The organism is Olivibacter sp. SA151, assembly GCF_054130995.1.
Map to the genome: position 1 here is coordinate 5,840,065 of NZ_CP096391.1, position 17,093 is coordinate 5,857,157.

At 40.2% G+C, this 17,093-nt stretch carries 16 protein-coding genes and 1 tRNA gene; 11 read left to right on the forward strand and 6 right to left on the reverse strand.

The genetic code is table 11. From position 1 onward, the window contains the following. Positions 1–3 precede the first annotated feature (3 nt). From M1D52_RS23865 to M1D52_RS23885, 5 genes are all read right to left on the reverse strand, one after another. Complete coding sequence (locus M1D52_RS23865; RefSeq protein WP_013664775.1) at positions 4–1,086, reverse strand: efflux RND transporter periplasmic adaptor subunit; 1,083 nt, start codon at positions 1,084–1,086, stop codon at positions 4–6. A 164-nt stretch (positions 1,087–1,250) separates the two neighbouring features. Continuing rightward, entirely contained in the window at positions 1,251–1,658 is a 408-nt protein-coding gene (locus M1D52_RS23870) for a hypothetical protein (protein ID WP_149105160.1), read from the reverse strand. Positions 1,659–2,086: 428 nt separating this feature from the next. Further along, the gene (locus M1D52_RS23875) at positions 2,087–2,899 is read right to left on the reverse strand and encodes a helix-turn-helix domain-containing protein (RefSeq protein ID WP_437394189.1); all 813 of its coding nucleotides are present in this window, start codon (positions 2,897–2,899) and stop codon (positions 2,087–2,089) included. Positions 2,900–2,975: 76 nt separating this feature from the next. Beyond that, the gene (locus M1D52_RS23880) at positions 2,976–3,866 is read right to left on the reverse strand and encodes an oxidoreductase (RefSeq protein ID WP_437394188.1); all 891 of its coding nucleotides are present in this window, start codon (positions 3,864–3,866) and stop codon (positions 2,976–2,978) included. 168 nt (positions 3,867–4,034) lie between these two features. Continuing rightward, positions 4,035–4,106, reverse strand: a tRNA-Arg gene (locus M1D52_RS23885). Positions 4,107–4,374: 268 nt separating this feature from the next. On the opposite strand from M1D52_RS23885, the gene M1D52_RS23890 reads away from it, so the two are divergent. From M1D52_RS23890 to M1D52_RS23935, 10 genes are all read left to right on the forward strand, one after another. Next, positions 4,375–5,013 carry a peroxiredoxin gene (locus M1D52_RS23890; protein ID WP_013664770.1) on the forward strand — a complete coding sequence of 213 codons (639 nt, stop codon included), beginning with the start codon at positions 4,375–4,377 and terminating at the stop codon, positions 5,011–5,013. Positions 5,014–5,019: 6 nt separating this feature from the next. Further along, positions 5,020–5,334 (forward strand): thioredoxin family protein, encoded by a 315-nt coding sequence (locus M1D52_RS23895; protein ID WP_013664769.1) that lies wholly within the window; start codon positions 5,020–5,022, stop codon positions 5,332–5,334. Next, positions 5,315–5,575, forward strand: a complete 261-nt coding sequence (locus tag M1D52_RS23900; RefSeq protein ID WP_013664768.1) for a DUF6952 family protein — start codon at positions 5,315–5,317, stop codon at positions 5,573–5,575. The genes M1D52_RS23895 and M1D52_RS23900 overlap by 20 nt, the downstream gene beginning before the upstream one ends. A gap of 406 nt (positions 5,576–5,981) precedes the next feature. Beyond that, positions 5,982–7,004: a threonine aldolase family protein gene (locus M1D52_RS23905; RefSeq protein WP_013664766.1), complete on the forward strand. Its 1,023-nt coding sequence runs from the start codon at positions 5,982–5,984 to the stop codon at positions 7,002–7,004. A gap of 30 nt (positions 7,005–7,034) precedes the next feature. After that, on the forward strand, positions 7,035–8,897 hold the full coding sequence (gene mutL / locus M1D52_RS23910; protein WP_437394187.1) for a DNA mismatch repair endonuclease MutL: 1,863 nt from the start codon (positions 7,035–7,037) through the stop codon (positions 8,895–8,897). A gap of 8 nt (positions 8,898–8,905) precedes the next feature. After that, positions 8,906–9,661, forward strand: coding sequence for a rhomboid family intramembrane serine protease (locus M1D52_RS23915; RefSeq protein WP_130854534.1), 756 nt, complete (start codon positions 8,906–8,908; stop codon positions 9,659–9,661). 32 nt (positions 9,662–9,693) lie between these two features. Continuing rightward, positions 9,694–10,545: a rhomboid family intramembrane serine protease gene (locus M1D52_RS23920; RefSeq protein WP_013664763.1), complete on the forward strand. Its 852-nt coding sequence runs from the start codon at positions 9,694–9,696 to the stop codon at positions 10,543–10,545. 9 nt (positions 10,546–10,554) lie between these two features. Next, positions 10,555–11,691, forward strand: a complete 1,137-nt coding sequence (locus M1D52_RS23925; RefSeq protein ID WP_437394186.1) for an endonuclease/exonuclease/phosphatase family protein — start codon at positions 10,555–10,557, stop codon at positions 11,689–11,691. Positions 11,692–11,838: 147 nt separating this feature from the next. Beyond that, the gene (cysS, locus tag M1D52_RS23930) at positions 11,839–13,302 is read left to right on the forward strand and encodes a cysteine--tRNA ligase (RefSeq protein ID WP_013664761.1); all 1,464 of its coding nucleotides are present in this window, start codon (positions 11,839–11,841) and stop codon (positions 13,300–13,302) included. A 64-nt stretch (positions 13,303–13,366) separates the two neighbouring features. Then, complete coding sequence (locus M1D52_RS23935; RefSeq protein ID WP_437394185.1) at positions 13,367–14,233, forward strand: hypothetical protein; 867 nt, start codon at positions 13,367–13,369, stop codon at positions 14,231–14,233. Between the two features lie 70 nt (positions 14,234–14,303). Here the strand turns inward: M1D52_RS23935 and M1D52_RS23940 are convergent, their stop codons facing one another. Continuing rightward, positions 14,304–15,698 (reverse strand): peptidylprolyl isomerase, encoded by a 1,395-nt coding sequence (locus M1D52_RS23940; RefSeq protein ID WP_013664759.1) that lies wholly within the window; start codon positions 15,696–15,698, stop codon positions 14,304–14,306. Between the two features lie 653 nt (positions 15,699–16,351). Here M1D52_RS23940 and M1D52_RS23945 point away from each other — a divergent pair. Next, positions 16,352–17,050, forward strand: a complete 699-nt coding sequence (locus M1D52_RS23945) for a phosphatase PAP2 family protein (protein WP_437394184.1) — start codon at positions 16,352–16,354, stop codon at positions 17,048–17,050. Positions 17,051–17,093: the final 43 nt, after the last annotated feature.

The window sequence follows — 17,093 nt, forward strand, 5'->3', positions numbered from 1 at the left end:
CCACTATTCTGCATATAACTCCAAATGCGATATAACATCTTTGGGGTCTTCCAGCTTGTATTCAATTTTCTCGTTTTCTTTAACTAGCCGAATACCTTCTAGGAGAACCTTATCATCTACAGACAAACCTGATTCAATAAGGAAGAGATGTGGCAACTCTGCAGCTATTTTAATCTCTCTTGATTGTATCTTATTATCTTTATCCAGTACATACACATATTTCTTTTCAAGCACCTCGAACGTAGCCTTTTGCGGAATAATCACTGCGTTTTTATAGGGAGTTTTCATTTGAATGTTACCCGTTTCGCCGTGTCTCAACAATCCTTTGGGATTAGGAAAGGTTGCCCTGAAAGCAATATTACCGGTTTCATTGTTAAAGTCGGCCTCAATGGTCTCCACCCTACCCGGATAGTCGAACAACCGATTATTAGCCATTAGTAAATCAACCTTCGTTAAACTGTCCTTTTTAAGATTCGTTTTATAGTCTAAATACTCGGCTTCCGGTACATTGTAATATACCCACATCTTGCTATTATCAGAAAGCTCCGTTAGTAAGTCGCCTTCCTCTACTAAACTTCCCTGCCGTACATGGAACCGATCGATGATTCCATCAAATGGTGCCCGGATTTCGGTAAATTGCAAATGCACTTTTGTTAGCGCGAGTTCGGCCTTCGCTTTGTCAAACTTAGCCTTCGCCATTGCCAATTCATTCGGCGCTACGATGTTACTATCAGCTAAGCTTTTGGTATTTTTATATTCTATTTCGGCAAAGTTTGCCTCTGCTTGTGCTTTTTGCAGCTCAGCTTCGTACAGTTTAGGCATAATTTGAAACAACAACTGTCCTGCCTTCACAAACTGTCCCTCATCTACAAAAATCTTCTGTAAATAACCGCGCTCCTGCGCTCTTAACTCAATATGTTGTACGGAACGAATCTGGCATACATAATCTTTGATGATCGACGTATCCATCTTGACGGGCGTTGTTACCAAAAATTTGGTTTGCTCTTCTTTCTCTTCTTTTTTCGATTGGCAACCGGCATGGCACAACATCGCCCCCAGGCCCATGAGCATGAAAATTCTCTTCATAATAATTCGCTTATCGAAGCAATATGATTCTTAATATTTTTTGAAAATTGTACACAAGAACACCTCAGGTTTATTCTCACGTTTAAACCATTAGCATGTATTATTTATGGAATGTAGAAATAACGGAATAGCAAGGTTAGGCCTTTTCCGTTAGCAGAGAAAAATCAAATTCGAATAACCCGAAACAGGAGGTAGGTTCGGGACGAGGTATACGGAGCATGCTCTGAGGAAGCCAAACTTTGCTTCATCTGTCGCCAAAAATACCTCGCATTTAAGGCATAAAAAAAATCAGTAAAATAATTACTGATTTCTAAATATTTTCGGGAAGAAACCGAGTCATCTTCTTCCTCCTTGTCTGTAGCCCGTATTTTTTCGGTGACTTTTTCTTCGTTGAGCGGCGCTGGCTTAAAAACCAATTCATTCGCCTCACCTATCTGCTCATAAGCTACCCGTTCAAAAATTTTTACCAACGAATAACGTATATGGTCTTGATGCGCGTAAGCGTGTAGGTGATTGTATCTGCTCAAGAAGAGCAAACACAGCGATAGAAAAAATCTAACGAGCCATTTCATGATCGGGGTCAAAAGTATGTAAAGTTGTCCATACGAACAACAGTGAATTGTTAAATCTTAGTTAAATGTAATAGCTCAATGACAGTCAAAAACTGATATCATAAAAAATAGTTGCCGAGAAGCCGTATTCAATCCATCCTTTAATTTATTCGATAAATTTTACATCAAACAACAATCTATCTATTTTTTCATTATTAACACAAAAAAGCTGTTTTATACACAAAAATAGCAAAACAGAAGATAAACACAAGAAATCAAATCAAAAATTACTAAAAAAAGCCGATGAATCGGTAAAAATATAACAAACACGAAATATAGACACAAAAAAAGGCACAAAATCTCGTATTGCAGACATGAAAACAGCACAAAGAAAGCTTAGCAAGCACAAATACACGCCGATAATCGGAATATTTTAAATTCTTTTGTTATTAAACTAACTTAGACGGCGGCATGCCATACATTTTTTTAAAGGCGAAGGAAAAATGCGAAAGATCTTCGAATCCGATCTCCAAGTATACGTCAGAAGGAGCACGCCCCTTCTCTTTAATTAGATAATGAGCCTCCTGCAATCGTCTTTGTTGTAACCACTTACTTGGAGAGGTATGAAAAATATGCTCAAAGTCACGCTTAAAGGTAGCCAAACTGCGACCGGTAAGGTAGGCGAAGCGTTTAAGCTGTACGTTAAAATGAAAGTTTTTATTCATGAAGGCCTCCAAATCGATCTTACCCGGTTCCGTGAAATCAAATAATATATTCTGCAATTCAGGTTTGGATTGTAGTAAAATCATAACCGCCTCATGTTGTTTCAAAACTTGAAGCTGTTGAGGGATCGCTTGATCGCTTCCGGTGTAAGGCATCAATGAATCCATGAAACTTTTACATAACGCTCCTCCGTTTAACCGCATCACTGCTTCTCCTCTGAACGGCTCTTCTATGGCTTTATACCCATATACTATACTAAAGTCCCTTAACATGGGCTGATCAAGGTAAATTGAGATCGATTTAAAAACGCCTCCGACTGGCGGTTGTTTAACAAACTTCAAAAGTTGATTCCTTTTGATAAATCGAAAATCGCCTTCATTGAAAACATGTTCACTGTCTCCTGTATTTATTAGCAGTGTACCCGATAATTGATAACTGAATACGTGTTCCGGTGCAAACTGTTCGCCCTCACGGTTACGATTGAAGTAGCATGAATACGCAATTGGTGACGATCTTCCATTTGTTTTTGGTTTGGACATAGGCAATTTGTAAAATAGGCGGATAGTCGTCAACATAGCCGTAGCGATGAAACTAGCCGCCTATATATATACAATATTAATGTTTTCTTTGCAGATTACCGGTATACCACTGACCTTGAGGTGTATCAAGAAAGTTCTCAGAAGTGTCATGATCGGTAGATAAACTAACCTCCATCCATTCTTCCATTTCGGCCTGCCTGGTCTCATTTGCAATTTTCAGCATGCCGACAGCCTCACTGCCCAATACCAAATGTATAGGCGGCGTTGGATGAAAAGCCAATTCCACCATAGCTTTGGCAGCCTTTACAGGGTCGCCCATGGCAATGAATTTTCCACTTTTAAAAAAATCTGTCCGCTGCTTCACCATTAGGTAATCTTCTATCTCCCGCGCATAGGTCATAGAAGCACCGGCCCAATCCGTGCGGAAGCCGCCTGGTTCTACGCTGGTAACGTAAATGCCCAATGGGGCTACCTCTTTTGCCAATGCCTCTGTGAAGCCACTTAAGCCAAATTTAGCCGCTTGGTACATCGTTAAACCGGCATTACCTACTCGGCCGCCGATGGAACTAATTTGCAGAATACGGCCTCCTCCTTGATTGCGCATATAGGGCAACACGGCTCGAGTGATTTCTATCGGAGCATATAGATTCGTTTCTAGCTGACTCCGTACTTGTTCATCGGTATAGGCTTCCGCCGCACCAATGATACCGAAACCGGCATTGTTAACCAGCACATCAATACGACCAAAATGTTTTACCGCCTCAGCCATCGACTGTGAAACCTGCTTATAATCGGTCACATCTAAAGCTATTGGCAGTACCTGATCGGCATATTGCTTTAACAAATCATTTAGTTGATTAATATTACGGGCCGTTGCGACTACTTTATCGCCGCTAGCCAGCACTGCTTCCGTCAGGCTACGTCCCAATCCCCTGGAACTTCCTGTTATAAACCATACTTTTTCCATTGTCTTATATATTTAATACAATACAAAAGTAGGCTCTTAGTAGACGGTAGATTTTGTTTAAAAGTTCAATATGCTTTGTTCAAAAGCTCATTAACATGCATTTATTGAAGAGCGGGCATCAGCTTCAAACAAAAAAGCGGCTTATTTTGCAATAATCCGCTTTTTTCGTAGCCCCGACGGGAATCGAACCCATATCTAAAGTTTAGGAAACTTCTATTCTATCCGTTGAACTACAGGGCCATTTTGGAACGCAAACTTAGATAAATTTCCGCTTATATGCAATTTACAAGACAATTAGCAGTAATACGATTGCACTTTGACATGCCTGCTCTTAGCGGGGCTTCTGACATTGCTTTCTGATTAACGTTTAAAAGATTTGACTATTTTATTTTACAATACCATCGCGCTCTAAGTATAGTTTTTATTTATAACCCCATAAGAAAATAAGATACTTTAACCTAGCAGAAAGCCTTATCTTTGTGGCATCAAAAACGAAAAAAAATTTAATATGAGCTTAGTAGGTAAAAAATTCCCGAACATTACTGTTGACGCCATGGATCACATGGGCGATGATTTAAGAATTAACGTATTAGAAGAGGCTACTAAAAAAGGAAAGAAGGTATTGTTATTCTGGTATCCAAAAGATTTCACCTTCGTTTGCCCTACCGAATTGCATGCATTTCAGGAAGCTTTACCTGAATTTGAAAAAAGAAATACTATTGTAATTGGCGCATCTTGCGACACCAACGAAGTACACTTCGCATGGTTAAACACCGCAAAAGATAATGGCGGTATCGAAGGAGTAACTTACCCAATCTTAGCAGACACTACACGTAATTTAGCGAACGTATTGGGCATTTTGGATATACAAAAAGCAGCTTATGACGAAGAATTGGATTCGTTGATTATTGAAGGATCTAATGTTACGTTCAGAGCTACCTATCTAGTAGATGAAGATGGTAAAGTATTCCACGAGAGTGTAAATGATATGCCTGTTGGCCGTAATGTAAAAGAATACTTACGTTTGATTGATGCTTATTCTCATGTTCAACAATTTGGAGAAGTATGCCCTGCCAACTGGGAAGAAGGAAAGCAAGCGATGAATGCTAATCGTGAGGGTGTGGCTAGCTACTTATCCGCAAATTAATTTATTATGTTACAAGAATTAGAACAAGATAATTTGGTAGATATCGTTAACCAGAATGATGTCGTATTGGTTCAATACGCTGCAACTTGGTGCGGTAACTGCAAAATTATGAAACCAAAGTTTAAAAAATTGGCTTCAGAAAACGAAAATATACCGTTTGTTATTGTTGATGCCGAGAAGTTGCCGGAATCAAGAAAGCTCGCTAATGTGACTAATTTACCTACATTCGCGGCTTTTAAAGGCGGCAAACTGCTCAATCAAGTGCAGACAAATAAACTGGATGCCTTAACGCAATTAGTAAATGAAGTTACCAGTAATTAAGCATTTAACTCAATTCATTGAGGAAAATGATGAGGATTTTGTGATTGAAGCAATTGAAACGCTTGAATCTCTTACCGAAGTCTCCTCATTGAAAGATGAAGAGTTAGACGTTATCGGTGAGCTAATATCCAACATGTATGGTGCTATTGAAGTGAATAAATTAGTTCAAGAGCAAGGCATGGACAAAAAAGAGGCCCTGAACACTTTTATGAAACGTGTGTTGGGCTCTATCGATAAATAGCGTTTCATCTGCTAACGCAAAAAGCGGTACTGTAATAGCAGTACCGCTTTTTTTTATGATACAAGCTGTCGCAAACGCGTTCCCGATTTCTCCAACAGCAATAAGTCTCAGGATATCAAACTTTTCCACAGAAATATGTTGAAAACCTACTTTTCTGTTGAAAACTAATTTACATGAACGGTTTAATTTTCGTAAATTTACTAGTGTTAAAGGTTAATGCTTTAAGTCGCTTTTATACACCTCATAGTATTTTTGATTCACGCAGTGATGTGTCATTCAGTTAAGCCAACTTAAAGAACAAGATTTTTTAATTGTTAATTTCAAAGACCGCCGAGTAGTGTTCACTCGGCGGTCTTTGTGTTACGACACATTTAATTACCTTTGGCCTGAAAAACGCATTTCGAAAATGAAATCACTGGCAAGCGACAATTATGCAGGAGCTATTACGGAAGTAATGCAGGCGCTCCTGCATGAAAATCAAGATCATGCTGTCGCATATGGAAATGACAAAACGACAGAAAGGTTAAAAGACGAATTACGACTACTCATTAATTATCAGTTCAAATTGCACTTGGTATTTAATGGAACAGGAGCCAATCTATTGGCCTTAAGCCTATTGACCAAACCATACGATGCGATTCTCTGTGCAGAAACCGCGCATATATATGTCGATGAATCAACGGCGCCCGAAGGCCTCACCGGCTGCCGGCTTATACCGCTACCTATCGATGAAACAGGCAAGTTAACACCCGCTACCATACAACGGGCTGTGAAGCGTCGTGGTGATTTACATCACCCGCAAATTAAAGTACTGAGTATCACACAACCTACTGAATACGGAACGCTTTATACCTTAGACGAATTGAGAGGAATTCATCGCGTAGCAAATGAAAACGATCTTTTAATCCATATGGATGGCTCCCGTCTATTTACGGCCATCACAGCTTTGAATTGTACGCTACAAGATGTTGTACAGGCTAGTGGAGTTGATGCTTTATCATTGGGCGGAACAAAGTCGGGCATGCTTTATGGCGAGGCCGTGCTTGTTTTTAATGAACATATTCACGACAGTCCTTTTTTTCATAAACGCAGTATGCAATTAGCGTCTAAAAGTCGCTTCATCTCTGCCCAGTTTTTAGCCCTATTAAATCACGACACCTATAGAAAGTATGCCAACATTGTTTTGGAACGAACGCAACAGTTAGCTACCGTCTTAAGGAAATATCCCCAGATCATCATTACCAAACCGGTGGAAGTCAATGCCATTTTCGCCAAAATACCCCCTAATTGGATCAAGCCGCTACAAGAGACGCTTTTTTTCTACCTTTGGGACGAGCATATGCATGAAGTTCGGCTAATGTGTTCGTTTGACACCAGCGAAGAAGAAATCAGTTTGTTTGACAGAAAGCTTGCGGAGCTAACAAGGTAGTCTCATATCTAATTTGTAAATTCGCAGGGTATGTCAGATATCATTCAATTACTACCAGATGCAGTAGCCAATCAGATTGCGGCAGGGGAGGTAGTACAACGTCCGGCATCGGCAGTAAAGGAGCTGATAGAAAATGCTATTGATGCAGGTGCAGATAAAATTCAATTAATCGTAAAAGACGCAGGTAAATCCCTTATCCAGGTAATCGATAACGGTTGCGGCATGAGTGTTACAGATGCACGCCTTTGTTTCGAGCGCCATGCGACCTCAAAATTAAGAAAGGCTGAAGATCTCTTCGCTATCAGAACCATGGGATTTCGGGGTGAAGCCATGGCTTCTATCGCCGCCATCGCTCACGTTGAGCTTAAAACAAGACGACATGAAGACGAGCTGGGGACCTGCATTATGATAGAGGGATCCGAAATAATAAATCAAGAACCAACAGCAACGCCTGCCGGCACAAGTATTTGCGTTAAAAATTTATTTTTCAACACGCCTGCACGACGTAATTTCCTGAAAAGTAATCCGGTTGAAATGCGCCATATCATTGAAGAATTTCAACGGATTGCCTTAGCTCACCCTAAGATCTTCTTTACCCTGCACAGCGATGGAAACGAGGTCTTTCACCTTCCTTCAGAAGGTCTAAAACAGCGCATCATACACATCTTCGGAAGTAATTACAACCAGCGTTTAGTACCTGTTGAAGAGTCCACAACGATCATTAATCTAAATGGTTTTATCGGAAAGCCGGAATATGCGAAAAAAACCCGGGGCGAACAGTATTTTTTTGTCAATAACCGTTTTATAAAAGATCCTTACCTGAATCATGCGGTACTCAATGCTTACGAAGAGATCCTTCCTTCCGAAAGCTATCCGCTATATGTATTGTTCATCGAGATTGATCCAGCGCAAATTGATGTTAACGTCCATCCCACAAAAACAGAAATCAAGTATCAGGATGAACGATCGATATACGCCATTATCCGTTCGGCCGTTAAGCGATCCCTAGGGAAGTACAACATTACGCCAACTTTGGATTTCAACCAGGAAACGGGTTTCAGCCATATGATTTCGCACAAGAAAACGGAAGATATTGTCCCGCCGACCATTAGTTTTAATCCGCAATTCAATCCCTTTGACACAGGCTCTCAGCAAAAGGAACGACAAGACAATTACTCTCGCTCTTTTGAGAAAAAGAGTGGCATTCCGCAGAATTGGGAAACACTCTATGAGATTACGCAGAAAGCCCACCATCAGCAGTTAAGTATTGATTCGGAAGATAAACAGCAGGAATCGGCAATAGAAAAAACCCAAGAGAAACCAGCCGGTAAGCTCATCTTTCAAATTCATAACCGCTTTATTTTGTCGCAGATCCGATCCGGTTTTATCCTTATCGACCAACAAGCGGCTCATGAGCGAATTTTATTTGAAAGGTTCTTACAACAACTGGAGACACACCAAGGGGCCAGTCAGCAGAGCCTCTTTCCGCAAACAGTTGATTTGAGCGTAGCGGATTTTGAACTTATCACCGACTTACTACCTGATATCCATGCATTGGGATTTCAAATTAGGGCTTTTGGACGGAACACCTTTATTGTAGAAGGAATCCCGGCTGATTTAGGCAGTGGACTCAGTGAATCACAAGTACTTGAGCAATTACTGGAAGCCTATAAAAATAATCAATCAACTTTAAAGTTAACCAAAAGGGAGAACCTGGCAAGGAGCCTGGCCCGCAATGCGGCTATTAAAAGCGGTACAGCCCTAAACATTGATGAAATGAATGACATTATCGATAAGCTCTTTGCCTGTTCAACACCTAATGTTTCTTTGAGTGGTAAACCCATAATTATTACCTTTACCCTCAAGGAACTGTTAGAAAAATTTGAAAAATAAACGAGAACATGTTTAATAACTCATCCGCTCAATTTGGTGGGATTCCGCCAGTGGTAAAGAACTTACTGATCGCAAACATCATCTGTTTCATTGGCGCAAATTTTGTATTTAAATATGCATATACAATCTTTCCCGTCTATTATTTTGATTCGCCCATGTTTCATTGGTGGCAGCCAATCACCTATATGTTCATGCATGGGAATATCAATGCCGGAGGTTTAGCGCACATCTTTTTTAACATGTTCGCCTTATACATGTTCGGCCCCATATTGGAACGGATCATGGGCTCTAAACGATTTGTTTACTTTTACCTTATTACCGGACTCGGGGCACTTGCACTTCAATTTGGCGTACAAGCTTTTGAGGTCTTCAATATTACCGGATCGCCTTCTGCTAAAAGCGTGTTGGATTTTAATTTTGAAACGGGGATGGTCGCAAGTAAAATAGACGGTATTTCAAAAGCTAACTTTGATACCCTCGCTTCCGTATACTTTACCCCTATGGTAGGCGCTTCCGGTGCTATATTCGGCTTATTGGTTGCATTCGGCTATTTGTTTCCAAATACCGAATTATACCTGATGTTTATTCCTATCCCAATAAAAGCGAAAATATTTATTCCGATTTATATTGTATTGGAATTATTTTTGGGTGTATCAAAATTCTCAGGCGATTCTGTGGCCCATTTTGCACATTTAGGAGGAGCCTTGTTCGGCTTTATTCTCATTAAGATCTGGGGAATCAAACGTCCGGGATTATGGGGTTAGCTTTAATATAAAGATCAACGAGATAGAAAATTATGAAGAGATCATTTTTTGGCGAACTTTACTATAAGGCATTTCGATCGGGAAATACGCTTAACTTCTTTATAGCCATCAACACGATTGTTTTCATTGTGATGGGACTTTTTTCGGTAATAGATTTCTTCGCAAAAACGCCCGTAAGTTCTTTTTTGGTTGAACAGCTCTCCTTGCCTGCCAATTTGAACAGGTTATTGTACCGGCCATGGTCTATCGCCACGTATATGTTTACGCAAGTGGATTTTTTTCACTTCTTATTTAATATGCTTTGGCTTTATTGGATTGGTCTTATCTTTCTTGATTTTCTAAATACTAGACAATTTACTTTTACCTATCTCGCGGGTGGTTTAGTTGGTGGCATTTTATTCTTAATCCTTTATAATCTGTTTCCTTCTTTAGGTGCCGGCTTTGCTGTGCTAATAGGATCTTCCGGAGCTGTATATGCGGTCGTCGTTGCTACCGCAACCTTGGTGCCTGATTATACCATTCGTCTGTTGTTTTTCGGAAACGTTCGTTTAAAATATTTGGCAGTAGCTTTTATCGTCTTAAATTTATTAGGCCTTGGAGGTGGAAACTTAGGAGGAAACCTCGCTCATTTAGGTGGAGGGCTTTTGGGATTCGTTTATATCTTACAGCTTCGTAAAGGCAATGACTGGAGCAGGCTAATCCAGGCTAAAAAGAAGAAGCTTCGGATTATAAAAAATGATGCCCCTCGAAAGAGCAAGGAAACCTTCACCAATCAAGAATATATTGATAGCATTCTGGATAAGATATCCCGATCCGGATATAATAGCTTAAGTAAAGCGGAAAAGGAAGCCTTATTTAATGCGGGGAAGCAAGATCAAGATTAAATTTATTCCATGGGCGCAAAAATAAGGAAAGGGAAAAGAAAAAGAAGCCTGGGAAAATTCGTGCTGCTTGGTATTAATGCTTTGTGCGTTTTGTTGTTATGTCTAAGTTACCTAGCTCCTTACATCGACCCGCAAAGTTTTTGGCCGCTCGCTTTTTTTGGTTTAGGATACCCTATTTTCTTATTAGCTAATTTGGTATTCATCATTCTTTGGGCATTAAAAAAATCCAAATACCTTATTTTATCACTGCTTTGTATTCTCTGTGGCTACGTTCCACTAAAAAAGCATATAGGTTTTCGCAGTAAACCAGACGAGGCATCGATTAAGCGGCCCGACAGCAGTAGTATAAGAGTATTAACATATAATGTACATTTATTTCGGAAAGAAGATCAGGACGTGCGACCAAAAACGAAAACAGCCGTAACCGAACTTATCCTAAGTGTGTCACCGGATATTGTATGTATGCAGGAGTTCTATACAAGGAAAAAAGGAAAATACAACAGCCGGCAAAATATGGCTCCTGCTTTAGGACTTTCTTACAGCTATTTCCATCCTGTAGTTGAAAATGAGTACGAAGCTTACGGCCTCATTATTTTATCGCGTTATCCGATAAAAAATGCCGGATCAATTCCTAATTATCAAGGGAAACGAACATTAAATAGAGCTATATATGCCGATATCGTAAAAAATGGTCGTGCTTTCCGCGTTTACAATATCCACCTGCAATCTATCGGTTTTCAACCACAGGATTACGCCTTTGTAAAAGACGTAAAAAGTCGGAGTTTTGAAAATGATAATGTTGCATCTACTAAACGTATTGGCTCTCGCTTAAAACATGCTTTTTTTGAACGGAGTGAGCAAGCGAAGCGAATTAAGGAAGAGATTAATCGCTGTCGTAAACCGGTAATTATAACCGGCGATTTCAATGACACCCCTCTATCTTTTGCCGTGCACACCGTATCTAGCGATTTGAACAATAGTTTCGAGAAGAAGGGCGCGGGTTGGGGGATTACTTACAACGGTGAATTTCCAAACTTTCAAATAGATTATATACTTTCATCTAAGACCTTTGAGGTTAAGCATTATCAGATTTTGAAGAAAAAGTTATCCGATCATTATGCTGTTTGGAGTGATCTTGCCTTATAGCGAGTTTGAGGCAACGTCTTCTTATTGTCCTTTCTCGCCAACAGGATTCTAAAAATAGCATGGAATGAAAGGAAATTACTAAATTCGCAAAATCTACTTAGCGGTGTACCTTGTACCCATAAAACATATTCCTTAAAAATAAAACGAATGAGCAGCAATTTAGTCATTTATAATACGCTTAGCCGAAAGAAAGAAATTTTTGAACCCATAAACCCGCCCATGGTAGGCTTATATGTGTGTGGCCCTACCGTTTATAGTGACGTGCATTTAGGCAACTGCCGTACATTCGTATCCTTTGACCTGATATATCGTTATCTGTTGTATTCGGGCTATAAAGTTCGTTATGTTAGAAACATAACTGACGCCGGACATTTAGAAGGAGACCGTGATGAGGGGGATGATAAATTTGCAAAAAAAGCGAAGCTGGAGCAATTGGAACCAATGGAAATTGTACAGAAGTATACGATCGGCTTCCATGATGTTCTACGATTATTCAATACGCTTCCTCCAAGCATTGAACCTACAGCTACCGGTCACATTTCTGAGCAAATCGAGATGGTAAAACAAATCATCGCAAACGGTTATGCCTATGAAGTAAACGGCACGGTATACTTTGATGTCGAAAAGTACAGCAAAAATAACGATTATACAATTCTTACCAATCGGCAGCTTGAAGACATGCTAAATAATACCCGTGAACTGGGCGGCCAGGACGAAAAAAAGGGAAGACTCGACTTCGCTTTGTGGATTAAAGCTAAACCAGAGCACATTATGCGGTGGCCATCGCCATGGGGCGTAGGCTTTCCGGGATGGCATATCGAATGTTCAGCGATGAGCAACAAATATTTAGGCCATCAGTTCGATATTCATGGAGGGGGAATGGACTTGGCAGCAACTCACCATACGAACGAAATTGCCCAATCGCAAGCTTGCAATCATACCAACCCTGCTAAATATTGGATGCATACAAACATGTTAACCGTTAATGGCGCACGTATGTCGAAATCTGCGGGAAACGGATTTCTTCCAAGGGAATTGTTCACCGGAGATCATCCCTTATTAACCCGTGGATATTCGCCTATGTCGGTTCGTTTCTTTATGCTGCAAGCCCATTATAGAAGCACGCTAGACTTTTCGAATGAGGCTCTGGAAGCATCTGACAAAGGCTATCGTCGGTTAATGAACGCCATTGCTTTACTACCCAAATTAAAGGCTTCAGCGTCTTCGGAAGTTGACTTTGAAGAAATAAAGCAACGTTTTATAGCTGCCATGAATGATGACTTCAATAGTCCGGTGCTGATTGCCGAGCTGTTTGAAGTTGTACGTATTATCAACAGTGTGTACGACAATAAAACCAAAATTGATGCAAAGGGCTTAGCGCAATTGAATACACTGGTAAACGATTTCGTATTCAATATCCTTGGATTAAAAGATGATCAAACGGAGAATAATGGGGATTTGGAAAAATTAATGGACTTCATTATTAAACTAAGACAAGAAGCCAAAGCTTCCAAAGATTACGCGACATCTGATTTGATTCGCAATAGTTTACAGGAAATGGGATTCCAACTGAAAGACAGTAAGGAAGGTACCGTTTGGAGCAAGTCGTAAATCCACAAAAAAAATTTGGCATTAATTTGGCAGGGGAGAAGCCTTAAAAATATTTATAAAAAGAATGTTTAGATTTATTTTAGTTGCCCTAAGTATGATCGCCTTTTTAGGCGACACAGTGTGGGCTCAGCAAGAATCCTCCGATCAAATAAATCAACTAGTATCCGCCGAGTATAACATGGGCGTTTTAGCCACCAATAGAGGTGTTTTAGCAGCTTATAAGAACTATAGCGATGAAAATACGGTGTTCTTCACCCCCGCACCGACCCAAGCCGAAATTTATTTTAAAAGCAAAGCTCGTGTACCGGATGTGATGACATGGAAGCCGGTTTACGCCAAAGTATCAAAAAGTAATGAATGGGGTTTTACAACGGGCCCTATTTCATGGCAAAACGTAGGATACAAGAAGAAATATGGCGAGTATTTCTGTCTATGGAAATTGGATCGCAAGGGTGAGTGGAAAATTGCTTATCGTGCAATCAGCGAACATGGCGCACCAACAGAGCATGTACCTGCCATTCTGGAGAGCCCGGTAGACAATAAGTATCGAAAGTCTAGATCGAAGGCTCGACTAAAACAACGGGAAGATATCATATTAAGTACTGATCAGCTTTTTTCAACTATTTTGAAAGCTGATAACCAAACCGCTTTCAAGGAGTTCTTAACAGATTATGCCCGGATTTATATCCCTGGGTATACTCCGGTTATCGGCATAGACGACATTCGTGCCTTTTTAAAGAAAGCGGACATCAATATCGAAAGTACAGAACACAAAGTAGACCGTACTTATAGTGGTGAGTTAGCATATAGTCAGGGCGATGCCATCATCCGCCAGGGAAATAAAGTCACAAAATGCTATTATATTCGCATTTGGGAACTACAGGAAGATTCCATGTGGAAAGTAAGCGTTGATATGTATTTTGAGAAATAGTCTACACAAAATGGGTATAAAAATAACGGGGCGCATATAGATATGCGCCCCGTTACCTTTTTAATCAATTTTATTCTTTGACTTGTGCTTGCGCGTTATTTATTTCACTCTCTCGAACCCAATCTTTCAATTCTGCGCAGGTATTGAATTCATCATCAATTCTTATATAGGTAGTCTTTCTACGTTCTTCGAACCACTCACTGACTACACGATTCAGTTTATCCGCTTCCGCCAACTCTTTAATTTTCGCATAATCCTTTTCTAAAGAAGCTCTATGCGGTTCGGTGCGCGACTTAAGGTACAAGAATCTGTAGCCCTCTTTTTTAGTCTGCGGGTCGGAAAAAGCAAAGGGCTTCGAGTATTCGCCGGCTTTCAAGGTGTCAATAGCGGAGAAATCTGCTGCATCCAGCTGGTCTACAGGAATGTATGTAGTACGCGTTTGCTGATTCATCGCATTAAGCATCATCCCACCATTATATTTAGTCATCTCATCGCCGGAATATAGGGCTGCGGCCGTAGAGAATGGTATTTTATTGTCTTTAACTTGTGTGTAAATGCTATCAATCTGCTTTTTAGCCCGCTCCATGCTTTGCTCGTTTGGTTTTACGCCAATCAATATGTGCCGTGCCCTAACCTGTTCGCCTCTACGTTCAAGTACTTGTAAAAAGTGAAAGCCATATTCCGATTCAAATACATTGGAGATCTCACCTGGTTTTAGTCTAAAAGCAACCGAGGTAAATTCTTTTACCATACTACTTCTATCAAAAAAACCTAGATCACCGCCTGAAGAAGCTGACCCCGGATCCTGAGAATATAACCTTGCCATTGTTCCAAAGTCGTCTCCGGCTTTAATCCCCATCCGAAGAGATTCTGCACGATCATAAAAGGGCTGTTTTTCTTCTTTCGTCAATTTTGGAAATACGACGATCTCTCCGACCTCAACTTCCGTATTGTAATTAGGCAAACTGTCTTTAGGAATTTTCTCGAAATACCTTTTCACCTCCAATGGGGTAATCCCGGTTTTCTCTGTAATTTTCGCCTGCATTTTCTGTGCAATCAATTGCTCCTTGACAGCGGGCCTCATTTCTTCCTTGTATTGAAGCAACGATCGGTTCAAGAATTTTTCCAATTGCTCCTGACCACCGGCTTGACGTGTCATATATCGTAAACGGTTATTGATATTATCATCCACCTCATCTTCGGTTACCTCGATCGAGTCAATTGCTGCCTGCTGTGTTAAAAGCTTGTTTGTTAACAGCTGCTCTAAAATCATACATTTGACCCCTGGATCAGCACGGTTACCCTCGGAAAGATATTGCGCGTACTGCATCTCTATATCCGATTGGAGAATAATATTTCCACCAACAACGGCCGCCACTTTATCTATTACCTGTACATCTTGAGCTCTCAGTGCTCCCGCACACGCGAGGAAGATAAGTGTCAACAAACCAGCAAACTTCTTCATTTGTTAAATTCTATTTTTTATACTAAGCAGTTTTAATAGCTTGCTAAGTTACACAAATCCATTACACTCTATTCCATATTTAACGAAATTTAACAAGAAAATGGTTCACTGTTGACCCTTTATTTCCGATGACAACAATTCACAGTGCGTAATGCTCTAATTTGATCGTATAAAAGAACGATTATTTTATTCAACTTTTCTTGATAAAAGTTGAGCAAAATCAAGGCTCGTGTAGGCTACCTTGCACCTGATGGCAAAGCATCAACGGCGCGTATTGGAGCCGTTTCACTTCCTCAATCCGCTTGGATAGTGCAATATGAACAATGGTGCAAATGCTTTGCTGCTCGTTGCATCGGTATCCTCCAAGGCCGTTTTACCCCACACCAGTGGCCTTGTCGGCTGCCCGCAAAAGCCCTCCGTTCTATTAAAATATCACCTAGGAAATTTGCGGTTTGCACGTTGAGGCACTACCTTTTATAGCAAAGTTCCAAGTGATGAGTTTTTGGTTACTTTTTGCGGAAAAAAGTGACAAAAATAATCGTTCCTTTAATATTACAAGCTATTGTACGTTAAAAATGGCTGCCTAAGTAACAAGTTGCTGCTTGCAAAAACATAAACATTTTCATTATGTTTGAAATGTTAAGCATAAAAAAATGAATACATCGGCCTCTTACGAATACAGTTATCTAACATTTTTAAAGCAATTCCCCGTATTTATTTTATTACTAGTTTGCTTTCAGCTAATTGGTATCACGTGCTCGCTTATTTATTCGCAAGCCGAGTTATTCTTATGGGTCAATCGTCTACATGACCCCATGGCCGATCAGATTTTTATGCTCATTACGCATTTGGGTGACTGGCCCGTTACAGTGGCTATAGCTTTTATTTTCCTTTTCATTAATTGGCGTCACTCATTTTTATTGGTATCTACTATGCTCTATACCGGTTTCTTTACGCAGCTAATAAAGATGATTGTTAAGCACCCACGACCAGCTGTTTTTTTTGAGCACGGAGAAGCGATTTATACCATTAAAGATTATGTCTTACAAAACTCACTTAGTTTCCCTTCCGGCCATACCACCTGTATATTTTCACTTACCATCACTTTATCTTACATCTTTGTCAGCCAAAGACGCCAACCCTGGTTCTTTTTGATTGCTCTCTTGGTAGCCATATCACGTGTATATCTATCTCAGCACTTTTTCAAAGACCTGTTAGCAGGATCGCTGATCGGCACTTTTTTCGCGTTGCATCTTATTTGGCTATTTGAGCGATCCGAGTGGTTTCATAAAAAAAACACGAACAGTAATCTACTGGAATTCTTAAAGAAAGGTAAAAAACCCGTTTCATAACTAGAATTCGCTCGCTAAGTTTGCATCTCGGTGTAGATTCTTC